Source organism: Herbaspirillum seropedicae (genome assembly GCF_001040945.1).
Taxonomy (GTDB): Bacteria; Pseudomonadota; Gammaproteobacteria; order Burkholderiales; family Burkholderiaceae_D; genus Herbaspirillum; species Herbaspirillum seropedicae.
This window is the reverse complement of sequence record NZ_CP011930.1, coordinates 1-17,629: the sequence shown is the minus strand read 5'-3', so window position 1 is coordinate 17,629 and position 17,629 is coordinate 1. Positions and strand designations below refer to the sequence as shown.

At 54.6% G+C, this 17,629-nt stretch carries 12 protein-coding genes; 2 read left to right on the top strand and 10 right to left on the bottom strand.

The features are described 5' to 3' along the window. Positions 1–4: 4 nt before the first annotated feature. The 3 genes from ACP92_RS00050 to ACP92_RS00040 form a co-directional block, all read right to left on the bottom strand. Entirely contained in the window at positions 5–1,318 is a 1,314-nt protein-coding gene (locus tag ACP92_RS00050; RefSeq protein ID WP_013232096.1) for a citrate-proton symporter, read from the bottom strand. A 203-nt stretch (positions 1,319–1,521) separates the two neighbouring features. After that, complete coding sequence (gene qhpR / locus ACP92_RS00045) at positions 1,522–2,583, bottom strand: AraC-like transcriptional regulator QhpR (RefSeq protein WP_013232095.1); 1,062 nt, start codon at positions 2,581–2,583, stop codon at positions 1,522–1,524. A 59-nt stretch (positions 2,584–2,642) separates the two neighbouring features. After that, a complete protein-coding gene (locus ACP92_RS00040; protein WP_013232094.1) occupies positions 2,643–3,644 on the bottom strand; it encodes a phosphotransferase enzyme family protein in 1,002 nt (333 codons plus the stop codon). A 224-nt stretch (positions 3,645–3,868) separates the two neighbouring features. On the opposite strand from ACP92_RS00040, the gene ACP92_RS00035 reads away from it, so the two are divergent. Continuing rightward, positions 3,869–5,197, top strand: coding sequence for an aspartate aminotransferase family protein (locus ACP92_RS00035; protein ID WP_013232093.1), 1,329 nt, complete (start codon positions 3,869–3,871; stop codon positions 5,195–5,197). An 85-nt stretch (positions 5,198–5,282) separates the two neighbouring features. Here ACP92_RS00035 and ACP92_RS00030 read toward each other — a convergent pair whose 3' ends face one another. The 4 genes from ACP92_RS00030 to ACP92_RS24460 are packed head-to-tail and all read right to left on the bottom strand — an operon-like array spanning position 5,283 to position 11,369. Further along, positions 5,283–6,416 carry a DUF6516 family protein gene (locus ACP92_RS00030; RefSeq protein ID WP_156181666.1) on the bottom strand — a complete coding sequence of 378 codons (1,134 nt, stop codon included), beginning with the start codon at positions 6,414–6,416 and terminating at the stop codon, positions 5,283–5,285. Beyond that, entirely contained in the window at positions 6,385–9,453 is a 3,069-nt protein-coding gene (locus ACP92_RS00025; protein WP_013232091.1) for an RNA-directed DNA polymerase, read from the bottom strand. Before ACP92_RS00025 ends, ACP92_RS00030 begins: the two co-directional genes overlap by 32 nt. 54 nt (positions 9,454–9,507) lie before the next feature. Then, positions 9,508–10,446, bottom strand: coding sequence for a sce7725 family protein (locus ACP92_RS24000; RefSeq protein ID WP_013232090.1), 939 nt, complete (start codon positions 10,444–10,446; stop codon positions 9,508–9,510). 56 nt (positions 10,447–10,502) lie between these two features. Next, positions 10,503–11,369: a sce7726 family protein gene (locus ACP92_RS24460; RefSeq protein WP_167578373.1), complete on the bottom strand. Its 867-nt coding sequence runs from the start codon at positions 11,367–11,369 to the stop codon at positions 10,503–10,505. An 84-nt stretch (positions 11,370–11,453) separates the two neighbouring features. Between ACP92_RS24460 and ACP92_RS24100 the strand changes: the two genes are divergently transcribed. Then, entirely contained in the window at positions 11,454–11,777 is a 324-nt protein-coding gene (locus ACP92_RS24100; RefSeq protein WP_167578372.1) for a helix-turn-helix domain-containing protein, read from the top strand. 99 nt (positions 11,778–11,876) lie between these two features. Here the strand turns inward: ACP92_RS24100 and gyrB are convergent, their stop codons facing one another. The 3 genes from gyrB to dnaA all read right to left on the bottom strand — a co-directional run bounded on the left by gyrB (position 11,877) and on the right by dnaA (position 17,629). After that, on the bottom strand, positions 11,877–14,375 hold the full coding sequence (gene gyrB / locus ACP92_RS00015) for a DNA topoisomerase (ATP-hydrolyzing) subunit B (protein ID WP_013232088.1): 2,499 nt from the start codon (positions 14,373–14,375) through the stop codon (positions 11,877–11,879). Between the two features lie 136 nt (positions 14,376–14,511). Next, entirely contained in the window at positions 14,512–15,618 is a 1,107-nt protein-coding gene (gene dnaN / locus ACP92_RS00010; RefSeq protein WP_013232087.1) for a DNA polymerase III subunit beta, read from the bottom strand. A gap of 613 nt (positions 15,619–16,231) precedes the next feature. Beyond that, positions 16,232–17,629 (bottom strand): chromosomal replication initiator protein DnaA, encoded by a 1,398-nt coding sequence (gene dnaA / locus ACP92_RS00005; protein WP_013232086.1) that lies wholly within the window; start codon positions 17,627–17,629, stop codon positions 16,232–16,234.

Sequence of the window (17,629 nt, the reverse complement as noted above, 5' to 3'; positions counted from 1 at the left end):
TCTGTCACTTGATCTCTCCAATTCCTGCGAAGACTTCAGTCTGCCGGTTCTTTGCCGCCGGACTTTGGTCACGCATCGCCCAGGCTGCCGAAACACCGATACAGGCGGCGAACAGCACATACCACGCTGGCGCCACTGGCGAACCCGATGTCTTGGTGAGCCATGTCACGATGAACGGAGCAAAGCCGCCAAACAGCATCGCTGCCAGATTGTAGGCCACAGCAAGGCCGGTGGAACGCACGCGCGTCGGGAATTGCTCCGACAGGGCGGTCGGCATCGGACCGAAATTTGCGCCAATGACGATGCACAGAAGCACTTGCATTACCAGCAGACGAGGCAGGCTGGGGGCTGCCGAGACCCAGACGAACAGCGGGTACACCATCAACAGGAAGGCCAGAGAGCTATAGAGCAGAACGGTCCGACGACCAAGGCGGTCCGACAGTGCACCGGCAAAAGGGATGACAGCAGTGAGCAACGCTACGGCAATCATCTGCACCATGAAGGCCTGGTCAAGAGGAAGCCCCAGCTGCTTGTTGGCGAACGTCGGCATGTTCACCAGGACGACGTAGAAGGCCACTGTACCGTTGATGACCTGCCCCATCGACACGAGTACGCCACGCAGGTTGGTCTTCACCACATCGAGCAACTTGATGGGCGCTGCATTAGGCTTGTTGGCGCTTTCCAGAAAATCATCTGTCTCATGCATATGGCGACGGATCCACAGACCCACAGGGCCGATCAGCAGGCCGAGGACGAACGGCAGTCGCCATCCCCAGCTGTCCAGAGCCTCCGGCGATAAATTACGCGTCACCAGGGCGCCCATGCCGGCGCCGCAGAAGACCGCGAGACACTGGCCAACCAGTTGCCATGACCCATACAGTCCGCGCTTGTGAGCTGGCGCGCTCTCCACCAAAAATGCGGTCGAACTGGAGTATTCGCCGCCGGTCGCGAAACCCTGCAACATGCGTGCGACGACAATCATGATGGGGGCTGCAATGCCGATAGTGGCGTACGTGGGAGTGAAGGCGATGATTGCGATGGCCAGTGTCATCAGCACGATGATGACCTGCATCGCGGCCTTTCGGCCTTTGCGGTCAGCATAAAGACCGAGCAGGACGCCTCCCACCGGTCGCATGAAGAAACCAATGCCGAAGGTCGCGAGGGCAACCAGCAATGAGGTGTATTCGTTGTCGGCAGGAAAAAACAGTCGAGCGATAATGGCCGAGAAGAAGCCATAGACGATAAAGTCGTACCATTCGAGTGCATTGCCGACAATCGCGGCAATGACCTGACGTTGTTTATTGAGTTGTGGTTGCACGGTGGGTCCCTATCAATGGGTTGGCGAGCGCTGCTGACTGACGAACTGGCGACGAAAAACATAACTTCCGCCCTGTTGCCTTTGTATCTTGCCGCCTCAACCCGATTTTCCGTTTGACTCAGAAACACAGCTTCTTGATAGTCAACGACAATAAAAAAGGCCTCCGAGGAGGCCGTCACCAAGACCGCTACCGGATGGCCATTTCACTGAACTCGTGGGCGTCCCACAAGATGCTGACGCCGCCATTCGGTTGGGGACATTCCGTGCCAACGCTGAAAGGCACGAGAAAACGCACTGATTTCCGAATAACCTAGTAGGAAAGCTAGTTCGGAAATCTGTAGATCAGGGTCTTTCAGATACTCGAGCGCCATGTCCTTGCGGACCTCCAGAAGAAGCTCCTGATACGTGAGCCCGGCCGTACGCAATCTACGTTGCAGCGTCCAGTTCGCCATCCCTAGTGCACTGGCAATTTCGTCCAGAGTCGGCTCGCTGTCATCAAGTCGCAGGCGGATTACCGCACGGACTTTGTCTACCAGGGTCTCCTCTGTTGCTGCTATCAGCCCCAACTGGCGAAGGTTGTTGCGCATCAGGCTATGCAGATGAGCGTCTGCACCAGGCATCGGAGCATTCAGGTCGCTTCCCCGAAGTACGATGGCATTAGTCCCCTGGGAGAACTGGATGGGAGCACCAAAAATGTGCTCGTGTTCCTCCTTGCCGTGCAGCGCACCATGTTCGAAACGAATCTCCAGCGGACTCCATTGCTGGCCCAAGGCCTGCCGTAGAACATTGAAGAACATCCCAATGGACAACTCGGCATCCTGGCGGCGTTGTGTGATGAGGGGATCGGTGATGCGGTATTCAACGTACGCAAGGCCGTCAGCCTGGGTAAGGCCCAGATGAGAACGCTGCTGATGATGGTGGAACATGGCGCCCATGTTGCGCAGGGCCTCGCCTACCGTAGGTGAGGTCAACCCGAGATAGCCCAGCATGCCGAGCCCCGCAGGCATGAATTGTTGGCCAAAGCGCAAGCCGAAGTGCTCATTTTGGGTCTGGCGTGCGGCTTGCTCCATCGCGTTGCAATAGATGTCGAGGCTCAACCGCGCGGTAGGCTGCTCGATCGCGTTGCAGTCGGCGCCAGCAGCCCCGAGGATGCGCTCAGGGTCGCCGCCTTCGCTCTGGATGAATTCAAGCAGACCCGTTGCTGCCGCAGAAAGAATACACGACTGGCGGTCAGAAGCAGGAGGTACGCGCGGTGCACTGGGCATGGTCGGACTCCATTTTCATGGTAAATAATTTCCCGACCATCCTAGCAATTTTCAGACCATTAGCCCATCTGATGCAGATAGTCTGTTGCCAACTCGGCTGTCCCTGCCACCCAGCTCTCACCAAGGCTTTGTGCCAGTTCGGTTTCGCTGTGCGACGCCATCCAGGCCAGCAGTTGCAGGCGGCGCTGCATCAAGAAGGTGGGAAACTCTTCAATGTCGGCTTGCGTCAGCGCGCCATAGCGCGAATATCCCTCAGCCCAGCGCAGCATCAACTCGCGGCGGTCCGGCCGATGTTCGATGAAGCTCAGCGCCGTCGCCATATCATGCAAAAACCAGCCGATGCCGCAGTCATCAAAGTCAATGATGGTGGTGCGGGGCCCCTTGACCAGGAGGTTTGCGATACGCAGGTCAGCGTGGATCAGCCCGTATTTGTCCGGCGACATCCCGAACGACGCCAGGCGCAAGCTCATCAAATCTCGCGCTCGCTCGAGCACGTTCACCTGTTCTCTGTCGAGCCAGGGAGCATCTCGCCAACGGCCCCAGCGGCCATTCTCGCCCACGGTGTCGTCGAGACTCCAGGTATGGCGTTCGAAATAGCTAGGGCGTTGCCACTGGCGTGACTGCCGATGCATTCTCGCGCTCAATTCGCCCAATTTCTGCAGTGAAGGGGGCAGGTTCCCCTCATCGGGAAAGTCGCCTTCCACCCATGCGAATGTGGCGATCATCCTTTTACCGGCAGCGGCTGTTTCCACCTGGATCAGCGATTCACCGTCCAGCGTGCGTAGCGGCTGCGGCGTAGCAATGCCGGCGTCGTTCAATGCCGTCATCCAGTCCAGCTCGGACTGGATCGCGTTAGGCGTCTGATAGTTGGCGCGATGCACCCGCATCACCGCGCGCCAACCGGTGTTTGGATTGTCGAGCCGGAACACCGTATTCTCCGAATGGCTCAGCAGTGCGACCTGCACATTGGATGGGAATCCATATCTCGGAAGCGCAGAGCGAGCCATTTCTTGAAGAGCCGCGATGTAGGAAAGATGGGATTCAGTTGTTGCGAGGGTCATGAAAGAGGCTCCGAGTAGCGTTGCCTACATCTTCACGCCATCAGCTAAGAGTTCGTTTGACATCGCAACACAAATCGTTGACCGTGGATATCAAGCGGCACGCAAGCTTTACAGCTCCCGGCAGAGCGTCTTCTGCGATCAAGGAAATGTCGTCGGTGGTCAAGACAGACTGGTATCTTCGCGAGCACCATTCCCGTGCCGAATCATCTTGTACTGGAGAGACCATGACCCACGCCGATGGCATGCTTGCCTTGAACGCTTTCAACCCGCAATCAGGCAGCACCACCGCCCCCGCGACCCGCGCCCTGATCGAGCGCAGGCGCAACACCTTCGGCGATGGCGTTCCATTGTTCTATCGGGATCCTGTACATTTCGTCAGCGCGTCCGGCGTCTGGTTGCGTGACCAGGATGGCCTCGAATACCTCGACGCCTACAATAACGTCCCATCGGTGGGCCACTGCCATCCCCGTGTGGTCGAGGCAGTGTCCAAGCAGGCGGCCACCCTCAATACGCACACGCGATATCTCTCCGATGTAGTGACGTCCTATGCGGAACGACTGCTCGGCACGTTGCCGCGCGAACTTTCCAAAGTCCTCTTCACGAGCAGCGGTACGGAAAGCGTCGACCTCGCCATGCGCCTGGCGCGCCTCTATACGGGCGGGAGCGGCTTCATCGTGACGCGCTTCGCCTATCACGGCCACTCGACCGCCGTGGCCGAGATCACACCGGCATTCGGCCCGGGTGTCCCCATTGGCATCAACGTGCGTCTGGTCGATGCTCCGGATGGATATCGGCAAGATGCGCCTGTTGGCATCAAATTCGCGCAGGACGTGGCAGCAGCCATTGCTGACATGGAACGCCACGGCATCCGATTTGCCGGCCTCATCCTCGATACCGTATGTTCGAGCGATGGCCTCTTTGTTGATCCGCCCGGCTTCCTCAAGGATGCCATTGCAACCGTCAAGAAGGCCGGCGGGGTATTCATCGCCGATGAGGTGCAGCCAGGATTCGGAAGAACTGGTGAGGGAATGTGGGGATTTGAACGACACCGGATTGTCCCGGATATCGTGGTGATGGGAAAGCCCATGGGCAATGGCATGCCTATCGCCGCGACCGTCACGCGCGCGGACATCATGCAAGCCTTTACCGAGCGCTCTGGCTACTTCAACACCTTCGGAGGGAACACGGTTTGCTGCGCGGCTGCATCCGCTGTCCTCGATGTCATTGAATCGGAAGGCCTGATTAACAACGCCAAGGAAACTGGAGCGTCTCTGAAACTGGGACTGGAGCAACTGAAAGGGCAGCATCAGTGCATCGGCGACGTTCGTGCAATCGGCCTCTACGCCGCCGTTGAGTTTGTGCTGCCGGACACCAAGACGGCCGATACGGACATGGCGCTACATGTGGTCAACACGCTGAGGCAAAAGCGCATCCTGATAAGCACCTGCGGGCCTGCGGGCAATATACTTAAAATCCGACCGCCGCTCCAATTCTCCAGGCAGCACTGCGACCTGCTTGTCACCGCGATCGACGACGTACTTCATATGCGCTGAACCAAAAACATACGGCCACTTCTAGGAAGTGGCCGTATGTTTTTTTAAGCCGGGCTTGTCTAGCCCGGCTGCCGCTTGTTGCTGTTTATTTCGCCTTTTCTCGTCCGTATTCAGCCTCTGCGTCTTCCACCATTTTACGAATCGCAGGAATATCGGCCACAGGGAAACCCGTTGTGAAACTTGATTCGACTACCTTCTTTTTCTTTTTCTTGAGCGACCGATGCTTATGATCCGGTCCATACGGGACATCATGGTGGTTCGCTGAGTCAATTCGTGCCAAAGGAACTTCCGACGGAGAAAGAATGTTGTAGCCATAGTCGCTCAAAGAGCCAAGTCGAAGTTTTAATATAAAACCACTAGATCTTTCAGCTGTAATAACTCCACCCTTTATGCCCAATATTTTGCAGTCCAGCTCCTTTGCTACTGCTTCCGCACTTAGTTGAAGTGTTAGTTCGTTATGCTCGTGGAACTTCCAATTAAATTTGGAAAGGAAGCTTTCAGCCATACCCCAATGCTCCGCCACATACGCTAGGGCAGTTTTCTTTGAGGCGAAAGCCTCTTTCATATGGGGTTCACAAAATCTCATCCCAATAAGAAGCCCTTGATCAGATGCAAATGTTGAGGTGACCATTTCATCTGTGACACTCCCACACACGATACATCCGGGACTTTCGAGCCATATGCTTTGGCTTATCTTCGTATTCTCTTGTCGTCCCTCTGCGAGACCTTTAAACGCAGATAGCTTGCGCTGCCACTCCTCTTTGAATTTTTCGTAACGAGCTGGATAGCCCTTCTCGTCCGCCAAAACTAGGAGGTCCTCCACTTTAAGCGGGGACAATTTTATATCTTTCTTTTCTAGATAGATCCCCAAGTGAGCGACATCGTCAAGAAGCTCCCGTTTAATTTGGTAGACACGCGTAGCGGGATATTTTTCGCTATGGCGGTAGCACGCTTGAAAGTGAAATATCCCGCCGGCGACACAAATATGGCGATAGTCAGCATCCATCATCATGGTTGCCAGTCTATCGGCGCTCGCCATCTCGTAGACTTGGAGCGGTCGAGAAGGGACCAGCGTATTGTGAGCCATTGTCTTGACCAGCTGATCGATATTTTTCCCAGGTAGCTGCTGCTGCTCCCTAAAGCAAAAGTCTAAAAACTCCGGTACTGAACTGATCGGGTGATTATTTTTACATCTTTTTGAAGATTTTTTTGTGCTCATTTTTCGAAGATGCGACTTTTTGCTTTAGGTCTTTGATACGTGGCGCAGACATCTTAAATCCGATCGGAATTGGCTTAAATCGAGCTTTCTCTTTTGTAGAAGACTGCTCTAACCGCAGTGCGTGGTAGTCAATCTCTCCGATCACATAGTAGTCGCTTGCTCCGCCTTTTACTTGAACGACATCTCTTGCATGGTCTATTCGCGAGGGTGAGCGTATGCGGCTGTCACCGTATGAACGGTTATTGATTTGTACAACATATGCATGCAAATCATTTGCCGTCGCTTCCACCAAAGGAGAAAAGGTTTTTAAGTCGGAATTCCATTCCAAGGCAAATAGTGTATCGATCTCCCCTCGCAATTGATGTCGATGCTCGATATTAGTCAGGTCGCTACAGATCAATATGGAGAAAAAGAAGCCACCATGTGAATAGACTGTCGGCTTTGCCAACATCCCTTTTGGTTCAAAAAGCTGCAACTTTTTCCTGTTCATTCTTATTTTTTTTAACGCATCCCGCTCCCCATGCGCAGGAATAAATTTAGGCTGTAGTCTCGCAATGTTCCCACGATATCCCGGCCAGTTGGTCACTAGTGAGACAAGGCAGTCATTTCGTAGGCGACCGGTGTTGCGATCTTTGTTGTATTCGACGCCTGCTAGGATCGACACATCATTCATCGCAAGCTTTCTTGCTACACGAAGCGCCCAGCGAAGCGGGATGCTTAACTCTGGCAGAATTATGTAATGCGGGCGCTTCCCCTCCTTGAGGATTCTATTAATGAGTTCATTCAAATTTCGATATCTAGCTACGGAGCGGTCTTGCTTGCCTTTGGCCGCCGCTTCCCATTGCTCGTGCGAGGTTTCAAAGCTGGTCACAGCTACCCTGATCATGTCCTTTGCTGGTGCTGGTACCGAAAACCGGACCAATTTTTCTTCAATATCAATTGGTGAAGGTGGCGGTATTCCTAGCTCCTCCTTAGATATCACTTTGGCCCCACGCAGTGACATCACCGCCAGCTTAAATAGATAGCTACTTTCAAATACCTTCGGGGCAACCAGAGCAATCTCGTCGATACGTAGTGGCCTAGTTGGAAACGCTAATGCTGGCCAGTGTGGAGTTTTAAGGTCAGTAAACCCTTTGCGGAATCGTCGAATGCCACCTAATCTAAGGTTACGCCTGATTTCCACATCATCTGGGACAGGAGGCCCGATTTCATCGTCTTCCTGTGTTTGATACCAATAATCTTTGTATGGACGCCGTCCCCAATCCGAAAGCAAAATTTCGTGCACCACCTTCTTAAATGCTTGGGTTGTTCTAGGAATCTCAATCGAGGGATAAAGAGAGGAGAGCTTCTTCAGGACGCGTAGATAAGTAATATCAAGTTCTACGCTACGCTCAGTAGCGGCCTGATACCCTGCTTGCTGAAGTGCTAGAGCATACTGATAGACTGCCAGATCAAAATTCTTAGCTTGCTCTTCGGACCCCGCAGTGGTGGTTTTTCTCAGTATATTCACCACATCGTTAAGTTCGAAGATAAGTTGTTCCGCCTCTACTGTGTCCCCGCAGCTCAGCATCAACCCAAATACTCGAGGAACATAGCTGATGAATTCAAAGAATCCAGCAGGCGTTATCACGTGACGTTTTACCAGGCCATAGAACTCTGCTCGAATTGAATGCCATGAGTCGGGTCGAAGATCGGCAGAATATGCTTCGATATCTCTTAGAAGTAACGAAAGCCCTAGGCGACGAACAGAAACTACGTCAGCTTTTCGAAGGGCGTCCACCTGCAAAGATGCGTCAGGTGTCGCAAGAAGTGCTCTAGAAGCCATTTCCACTGCGGTATTTGGCACTACGGGTAGAAGGCGATACTCGCTAGATTGAATCCGGATCTGTTCACGAATATGCTGAATTAGATCCAACCCGTGAGGAGAGGAAAGCGAGAATATTTTTTGTTTTGTCCCAGCGAAAATCAGTTCTGAATCCATCGCGTATGGGATTTTCAACCTGATCGAGGGCGATCCTTCCTGATTCTCAGGAATGGTCAACATTGGATGCATTGCCTTTGCAATACGCTGAGTTACTTCTTTTGCGTTGACGGCCAATTTTGTGTTTTCGAACACTAAGAATATGTCATCTACATAGCGACCATAGTAGATCGGCTTAATCTTCTGCAAGATTGCATTGTCGAAGTTCGCTAGAAGTACGTTTGAGATTATCTTCGATGCGGATAATCCAACGGGCAGAGCACCTTGAGGTCGAACTTTGAAGTCTGGTGTCTGTTCGTACCACAGCGCTATCGCATCTAACAGGTCTGTTGTGAATTGCCGCTCGAATGTAGTGAGCTTGAGCCGGATGGACTGTAAAAATGACTTACGCAGTAAGAATGTTGGAGCGACACGATGGTAGAACTGCTCTAGATCCATGGTGATGGCTAGAATATCTTTGCCTTGCTTTAAAGACTCTTCCATTCTATTGAGGCCGGTCTCTCTCCATTTTCGATAAGCAGAAAAATAGGGAGCGAAGAGACCCGCGGCAGTCATATTTAGGGGGCCACGCGCGCTCCATTTTTCGTCTATCTTCCGTGATCGTCGACGCAGGCGGTTACCGTGTGAAACCTCCGTATTAATTACGGCGTCGAATTTATGCCCGACCTTAATAATCCATAGTGCTGAAATTATTTGGAAGTTTACGGTTGGCCTAATCACGAGGCGGAGCTTAGCGATCGCAGGAATTCGCTTTTCCTGGAACCGCTGCTGCCAGTCCAGTAGTGGATTTAAAGCACGGAAGTGTCCTTCATGCCCATTTTCCCAAGGCTCACAGTCAACAGACTTCGGTAAGTATGCATAATCCCCCTGGATATCTAACCTTGACCATGGCGAGGCATCATCTAAGAGAATGGTAAGCAAGCCTCTTAAATTCTCATCCAGTTTTTGCTCATACTCCGTAAAAGCCAGGGCATGGAAGTGCGTATTCTCATAAAACGCCTCCGCCTTCGCTTTTCTGTACGCGACATACAGATCTGCTAGCGTTACTTTGTACATACCTACTAAGTCCTTTTTTGGCTATTCTTTCCTGGAACTTTCGCTTAGCGACTGCTAGTAGAGATGTTCGATCGTTTCAATATGATGCCGGATTGAACGACCTTTTATTTCCCCCAATCCATGGTAGGCAAGTGTCTTTGCATCATGGACAAAAAGCTGGAGAGAAGATGAATACTTGAAATCACTTTTACGTTTATTAACGTATTCAGCAAGCTTTCGAACTGCCTGCCCGTATTTCATCGAATTGTCGCGGGGAGGGACGGTAATCGTATCCGAGACAAAATGCAGCATCTGCAGTGTCCCGTGATCCGGGTGCACTCTTGTCATATGAATGGCTACGGCATAAGCTTCGCCGCCACCCGATGAAAAATAATCGCCGGTTATTGTGTAGTCTCCGAAACCTTGAAATTTCTTATCCGCATATGTGACATTCAGGTCGTCGTAATGCTCAATCTCCGGGTACAGTGCGTTCTTAGCCTGGCGATTGAACCCGTCTCGGATAAGAATACGGTCCTCTACAAAGAGGTCTTGATATGGAGATGATGTGTGCTCTGCCGAGAAGATGTGAATGGTACGGCCCGAGAACTTCGGTATCTTTGCCAATTCCGCTTTATGAACTAAAGCGACGGTTCGTTCTTTGTAAATTGCAAGAAACTGTTTGAGCTCACTGGGATCATTAGCCGCAGTGATTTTGAATGTTGGGATCAGCTGGGCGGCATGCGGAAGAATATCGCTATGCAGCTCGGTAAACCAATTTTTTACAGAGTCGTTCCCCTCCGGTTTATCTTCAAAATCTCCCCGATCAGGATTGATGATCAAGAAGTATCGAAGATGCTGCTCTTCCAGTAGAGAAAGCGTGCGGACAAGATCCTTGTTTTTGCTAGTTACCGGGTCAATTAACGGATTAACACGCCTCTTGGTGGCTAACTTGGTAACTAATTCGCGAAGCGCCTGCAATTCAAACTTCTGCCCATATAGATATGGAACATACATTCTAGCCCCCTGAGAAAATTGTTATTGGGGCCATTGTAGCTTGAATTACTGATCAGCTAAATCACGTAACTTGAGTTAAGTCTAGCTAACAACGCAAACCTCTCTTTTTTTGTCAGCCTAGCGCCAAGACCAACCGATTTTAATGACCGTGGCAAACGCGAAATAAAGTCTGCATAGTCGCTTTCAGCTGAGCGCATCCTCAAGACACGAACCATCGCATCGTGAGCCTCCTCGGGACGAAGGCTACGAAATCGCTCTAGGCAGCACTCATAGAGCAGAGCATCGGGCACATTTGGCACGAACCCACACAACTCGTACAAGATCGCTAAATACTCTTTTTGACGCAATGATGAGAATATAAATTCGGGGAGGGTATTTGCCTTATTTGATATTGGCCGGCGGTGAGTCCGCAAAGTATATCGAGGGGTCAAAGAAATGATACCTACATGATCCGGAAGCACTTTCCTCAATAGATCAATGCCACCCTCGTGGGTAACTACGGAAATCTGATCGAAAACTTTTGCATAATCATCAAGCTGGGCCGGTAGTCGAGCCAAATCATCTAACTCTGTTTTGATCTCGTATACGGACGACGTCCCGTTCAAAATGACCGTGTCAGCTTTTGATTGGTTAACACGAAATTCACTCAAAAATGTAGCCGCTCTTAAAGAGTGCTTTCCTTCGAGAATCTTCGTGGCAATAGCATTCTTATAGATGTACTCCGATCGATAAGATCGGCACATGTGATCGAAAACACCGTTAAAGATGTCGCCAAGAGTTCCATTAAGTTTGGATCCAAGCTCGTTCGAACAGCGCAATGCATCAGCAACAATCTGATTCGAAGGTTGGGTCGCCAACGACCTCAAAGTGGTGGCCGTAAATAACTTAGTGAGATAACGCCCGTTTTTATCAAAATTCTCCATGGCAGCAAGGCTACGGTATGTGAATGCAGCAGTAATTATATGCGGACATATGCAGATATGCATAATTTATTGCATAATCCCGGTATGAAAAAACGCATCACATCAGAACTTGTTTCCGACTTACGCGCATATATGGTCGCGACTGGACTCAGCCAGGTTGAGCTATCTGTACGGACGGGCGTCCATCAATCGCAAATTTCGCGGATTTTATCTGGTGTCTGTAGAAGGGCTGATGGAAATTTGCTGAAGTTATGCAACTATGCAAATATTGAAACCGTTGAAGCCAATACGGATCTAGAGAATTTCCCCGAGCTGCTAGATACCCTTCGCACTGTCTTGAGCGGCGATAAAAGAAAAGCAAATCAATTAGCGAAGGTTATCAAGTCGTTAGCGCCTCTCTTGGGCTAGCACGCTCACGTTAGAACCAGTACGCGCAGCAAAAGGCCCATATGTTTATCACATATGGGCCCATTTTTTCTCAGTTTATGCGGCTATCTACAGACAAGGTTACACGTCAATATTCCCCGCCTGCAAAGCATTAGACTCAATAAACGCCCGACGCGGCTCCACATCATCCCCCATCAGCGTCATGAAGATCTGATCCGCAGCAATCGCATCCTCGATCTGCACCTTCAACAAACGACGCACCGTCGGATCCATGGTGGTTTCCCACAGCTGCTCAGGATTCATCTCACCCAGACCTTTATAGCGCTGCTTGTTGACGCCACGCTCGGCCTCATCACGCAGCCAGGCCATGGCCTGACGGAAGTCGGTGATGACCGATTCCTTGCGCTTCTCACCCTGGCCACGGGCAACGGTGGCGCCCTTGCGGATCAAGCCCTTGAAAGTCTCGGCCGCCGTCGACAGCACCTGGTAATCCGGCCCGCTGACGAAGTCGGCGTCGATCACGGTCGCCTTGATGTTGCCGTGCTGGCGACGGTGGATGTGCAGGGCGACCTTTTCGCTGTGCTCGTCCATGCGGGCCTGCACGTCGATGTTGATGTCGTTGATGGCCTTCTTCAGTTCCTCGGCGGTGGCGGTGGCCTGCTCGAGGTTGTCCATTTTCAGGACCACGCCGCCGGTCATGATGGCGTCCAGTGCGGATTCATCGATGGCGCGGGTCAGGCGCATGATGATGGCGTTGGCGGTGTTGTACTGGCGGGCCAGTTCGACCAGTGCTTCGCCGGTGATGGCGGGCGCGTCTTCGGCGGGCTTGATCTCGGCGTCGTTCAGGGCGATCTGCATCATGTATTGCGCTTCCTCGAAGTCGTCCTTGAGGTAACGCTCGTCCTTGCCGGCCTTGACCTTGTACAGCGGCGGCTGGGCGATGTAGATGTGGCCGCGTTCAACCAGCGCCGGCATCTGACGGTAGAACAGCGTCAGCAGCAGGGTGCGGATGTGGGCGCCGTCAACGTCCGCGTCGGTCATGATGATGATGCGGTGGTAGCGCAGCTTGTCCGGATTGAATTCGTCCGCGCCGATGCTGGTGCCCAGGGTGGCGATGAGGGTGGTGATCTGTTCGGAGGACAGCATCTTCTCGAAGCGCGCCTTTTCCACGTTCAACACTTTGCCGCGCAGGGGCAGGATGGCCTGGAACTTGCGGTCGCGGCCTTGCTTGGCGGAGCCGCCTGCGGAGTCACCCTCGACGATGTAGAGCTCGCACAGGGCCGGGTCGCGTTCCTGGCAATCGGCCAGCTTGGACGACAGGCCCAGGCCGTCCATGACGCCCTTGCGGCGCGTCAGTTCGCGGGCCTTGCGGGCGGCTTCGCGGGCGCGGGCGGCTTCGACGATCTTGCCGCAGATGATCTTGGCGTCGTTGGGCTTCTCGGCCAGGAAGTCGGTCAGGGTCTTGGCGACGATTTCTTCGACGGGGCCGCGCACTTCGCTGGAGACCAGCTTGTCCTTGGTCTGCGAGCTGAACTTGGGTTCGGGCACCTTCACCGACAGCACGCAGGTCAGGCCTTCGCGCATGTCGTCGCCGGAGATCTCGACCTTGGCCTTCTTGGCCAGGTCGTTCTCTTCGATGTACTTGTTGATGACGCGGGTCATCGCGGCGCGCAGGCCGGTCAGGTGGGTGCCGCCGTCACGCTGCGGGATGTTGTTGGTGAAGCAGAGCACCTGCTCGTTGAAGGCGTCGTTCCATTGCATGGAAACGTCCACGGTGATCATCGTGCCTTGGTCGGATTGCTTCTCGCCGGTGGCCTGGAAGATGGTCGGGTTGAGGATGCTCTTGTTCTTGTTGATGTATTCGACGAAGCCGCGGGTGCCGCCTTCGAAGGCGAAGTCTTCTTCCTTGCCGGTGCGCTGGTCGGTCAGCTTGATGTGCACGCCGTTGTTGAGGAAGGACAGTTCGCGGATGCGCTTGGCCAGGATCTCGTAGTGGAATTCGACGTGGGTGAAGATCTCTTCGTCGGCCCAGAAGTGCACTTCGGTGCCGCGCTTGTCGGATTCGCCGATGACCTTGATGGGCGAGACCTGCACGCCGTCGACCATCTCCAGTTCGCGGTTCTGCACGATGCCCTTGGCAAATTCCATGGCGTGCACCTTGCCGTCGCGGCGGATGGTGAGCTTCAGTTTCTTCGACAGTGCGTTCACGCAGGACACGCCCACGCCGTGCAGGCCGCCGGAGACCTTGTAGGAGTTCTGGTCGAACTTGCCGCCGGCGTGCAGTTCGGTCATGACGATTTCGGCGGCCGAACGCTTGGGTTCGTGCTTGTCGTCCATCTTCAGGCCCGTGGGGATGCCGCGGCCGTTGTCGGTGATGGAGATGGAATTGTCGGCGTGGATGGTGACGTGGATCTCGCTGCAATAGCCGGCCAGGGCTTCGTCGATGGAGTTGTCCAGCACTTCGAAGACGAGGTGGTGCAGGCCGGTGCCGTCAGAGGTGTCGCCAATGTACATGCCGGGACGCTTGCGCACCGCTTCCAGGCCTTCCAGGATCTGGATGGAGGAGGCGCCGTAACTTTGTTGCGCGGAATTGGTGTTGTCTGCGGGGCTGGTGGACATGGTTACCTTCTGAAATTGCTAGCCTGTGGACTAGGGAACTGCACAAAACGGAATTCGCGGAACGAATCTTTGGAATTCTTAAAAGCAACCGAGGGGCCGTCTCGGACGGCCCCTCGTGCGCGTGGAGCGGTGCTGCTCAGATCCGCATCGGCATGACGACGTACTTGAAGTCGGCGTTGTCAGGGATGGTGATCAGGGCCGACGAGTTGGCATCGCCCAGGGCGATGTTGACGTAGTCGTTCTTCAGGTTGTTGAGCACGTCGAGCAGGTAGCTGACGTTGAAACCGATGTCGACGGTGTCGCCGCCGTAGTCGATTTCCAGCTCTTCGACCGCTTCTTCCTGGTCGGCGTTGGTGGAGCTGATCTTCAGGCTGCCGGGAGCGATCACCCAGCGCACGCCCTTGAACTTGTCGCTGGTCATGATGGCGGCGCGTTGCAGCGAACGCAGCAGCTGGTCGCGGCTGATGGTGAAGCTGTTCTTGTAGCCCTTGGGCACCACGCGGGTGTAGTCTGGGAACTTGCCTTCGACCAGCTTGGAGATCAGTTCGATATCGGCGAAGGTCAGCTTGACCTGGTTGTTGGCGATCTGCAGTTGGACTTCTTCGTCGCTGTCGTCGAGCAGGCGTTGCAGCTCGATGATGGTCTTGCGCGGGATGATGACTTCCTGGCGCGGGAAGTCCTCTTCGGTCTCGACCTGGCAGAAGGCCAGGCGGTGGCCGTCGGTGGCCACTGCAATGACGTTCTTGCCTTCCACCACCAGCAGCAGGCCGTTCAGGTAGTAACGGATATCCTGCTGGGCCATGGCGAAGTGGACCATGTTGAAGAGGTGCTTCAAGGTCTTCTGCGGCAGGTTGACCTGGGCGTTGTAGTGCTCGGCCTGGGCCACGGTCGGGAATTCCTCGGCGGCCAGCGTCTGCAGGGCGAAGCGGGACTTGCCCGATTGCACCGTCAGGCGCTTGTTGGACAGCGAGATCGACACTTCGCCGGAATCGGGCAGGGCGCGCAGGATATCGAGCAGCTTGCGCGCGGCCACGGTGGTGGCGGTCGCCTCGCTGCCGGAGCCGACGTCGGCGTGCGTGGTGATCTGCACTTCGATGTCGGTGGACAGGAAAGACACTTTCTCGCCGTCCTTGCGGATGAGGATATTGGCCAGAATCGGCAATGTGTGCCGACGCTCGACAATACCACTCACGATCTGCAGAGGACGCAGGAGCGTGTCTCTTTGGGTCTTCACCAATTGCATAGTCAATTTGTCCTTGCTAATAATGGTTTAAAGGATGCCGTCGGACGGCTCGCCATCATGCCCATGTTGCGCGTGTTCCTCCTCGGATGAAAAACGGTTGTCGCCTTGCTACCGCCCTGCAACCTGCCTGACTACGCTGCACTACTGCATCTGCCTGGATGGTGAGCCCCGTTCCGGGACCCGTTCCCGAATAAGCTGGTGATAGAGCATGCGGGCATCGACCAGCCCAGGCTGACAATGCCGGCAGCCGGAACCACTTGGCTACACGTTTGGAACATTTGAATACAAATACCGACATTTACGGGGTAGATGTTCGATGTTTCCTTGATACTTCGCGGATTTCCTGCTCCGTGGCCGGCCCTTGCGTCCGCCTGCGAAATAACGCCGTCCATTGTACCAATCATCACCCCTTCAGAGTAGTCCGTGAGGGGTGGCGAGGGTCTTGTTGGGGAGAAAAAGCGATGATTTTCGGGGACATCCGGATCCTGCGGCGACGCGGCGGGGCGGGTGTTTTCAAGTTGTCCACAGGCTGGCCCGCGGCGCAAGAAAAATGCCGCCGATACGGGGGTATCGGCGGCATTGTCATCTTATCCACAGGCCAGGGAAAGGCCGGTCAGCCCTTCAGGGTCTGCTCCAGCACGTGCAGCTCGTGGTTGCATTCCGGGCTCTTGGCGCGGTCGGCGGCGATCTTGCGCACCGCGTGCAGCACCGTGGTGTGGTCGCGCCCACCAAAGAGGTCGCCGATTTCCGGCAGGCTCTTCTGGGTCAGTTCCTTGGCCAGGTACATGGCGATCTGGCGCGGGCGGGCGATGTTGGCCGGGCGCTTCTTGGAATACATGTCGGCGACCTTGATGTTGAAGAAGTCGGCCACCGTCTTCTGGATGTTTTCCACCGAGATCTGGCGGTTCTGCACCGACAACAGGTCTTTCAGGGCTTCCTTGACCACGTCGATGGTGATGTCCTTACCGTGGAAGCGCGAGTAGGCCAGGATCTTGCGCAGCGCGCCTTCCAGCTCACGCACGTTGGAGCGCAGGTGCTTGGCCACGAAGAAGGCGACGTCATCGGACAGCACCACGTCTTCGGCGGAAGCCTTCTTCATCAGGATCGCTACCCGCATTTCCAGCTCCGGCGGCTCGATGGCCACCGTCAGGCCCGAGTCGAAGCGGGAGATCAGGCGGTCATCCATGCCGCTGATTTCCTTGGGATAGGTATCACTGGTGATGATGATCTGCTTCTTGGCCGCGATCAGGGCTTCGAAGGCGTAGAAGAACTCTTCCTGGGTACGGCTCTTGCCGCCGAAGAACTGGATATCGTCGATCAGCAGCAGGTCCAGCGAGTGGTAATAACGCTTGAAGTCGTCAAAACCCTTGCGCTGGTAGGCCGTGACGACGTCGCGCACGTATTGCTCGGCGTGGATGTAGCGGATTTTCGCGCCCGGGTTATCCACAAGCACCTGGTTGCCGATGGCGTGGATGATGTGGGTCTTACCCAGGCCGACGCCGCCGTACAGGAACAGCGGGTTGTAGGACGTGCCGGGGTTGTTGGCCACCTGGGTGGCGGCTGCGCGGGCAAGCTGGTTGGCCTTACCCGTCACCAGATTGTCGAAGGTCAACACCGGGTTGATACGCGACTGCTCCTGGCGCGGCGCGACCGCGCGCACCGGCTGGGCCGGTTCGGGGTCCAGGTGCAATTGCTCGTGATTGGGCAAACCCAGACCGCTGGCGCCATTGCCGGCCGCGGCGGCCGCCGCCGGACGACGGCCCTGGTTGCCACGCGGGTCGAGCACGAATTGCACCTCGGTGGGCGCGTCCCAGTACTCGCAGGCCAGCGCGGTGATGCGGTTGGCGAACTGGGTCTTGACCCAGTCCAGCTTGAACCGATTGGGCGCGGCCACGCGCAGCAGCCCGTCTTCGTAGTCGAGCGGCACCAGGGGCTTGATCCAGGCGCTGTATTGCTGGGGTGTCAGCTCCTGCTCAAGTTTTTGAGAGCAGGCCTGCCAAAAGTTTTCCAT